Source organism: Salinimicrobium oceani (assembly GCF_012037645.1).
Genome location: NZ_JAAVJR010000110.1, coordinates 1 through 750, shown reverse-complemented (window position 1 = coordinate 750; position 750 = coordinate 1). Strand labels below are relative to the sequence as shown.

Here is a 750-nt window from a genome sequence, read left to right as displayed (position 1 = left end):
GGTAAATCTTACCTGGACCTTTCCTGTTTTTGACATGAATAACAGCTTTACTATTTCCGGAAGCTTCGGTGCGCTCCAAGGAGAGGCATTAGATCCGTTTTTAGTGCCTGCACTTGACCTGCAGGCGCGGGGGCAGATCAATGACATCAAATTCAATTTTCACGGCAATGAAAATGTGCTTTCAGGTGATTTTAATATGGATTACGATGATCTTAAAGTAGAACTGCTCAAGGATAGCGGGAACGAAAAGAGGAACTTCTTTAGTGCTATTGCCAATGTTTTTGTAAAAAATAAAGGAGAGCCGGGAGCAGAGGACAAAAGGATTGAGGTGGAGCGGAATAAGCAACGTTCATTCTGGAATTACATCTGGCTGGGATTACGAAAAGGCTTTATAAATACAGTAAGCCAACTTTAACTTTGGAAATTTTCCAATCAATAGGAAAAATTCCTATTTTTGCTGAAATTCAGCAGAATGGATTATGAAAGGATAAAGGAGAAATTAAGTATCCTCGCCGATGCCGCGAAGTACGATGTTTCCTGCTCTTCCAGCGGAAGCAAGAGAAAAAACACCACCAAAGGTCTGGGAGATTCTTCCGGAATGGGTATTTGTCATTCCTATACCGAGGATGGTCGCTGTGTTTCCCTGTTAGAGATCCTGCTTACCAACCACTGTATCTTCGACTGCGCCTACTGCGTCACCCGCAAAAGCAATGATATCAAAAGAGCTGCCTTTAAAGTACAGGAAGTGGT

The 750-nt window shown here is 42.5% G+C and carries 2 pseudogenes; both read left to right on the top strand.

The annotated features are described in order from the left end of the window. Positions 1 to 415: pseudogene (locus HC175_RS15710) on the top strand (hypothetical protein); the annotation flags it as partial. Positions 416 to 472: 57 nt separating this feature from the next. Beyond that, a pseudogene (locus HC175_RS15705) lies at positions 473 to 750 on the top strand (putative DNA modification/repair radical SAM protein); the annotation flags it as partial.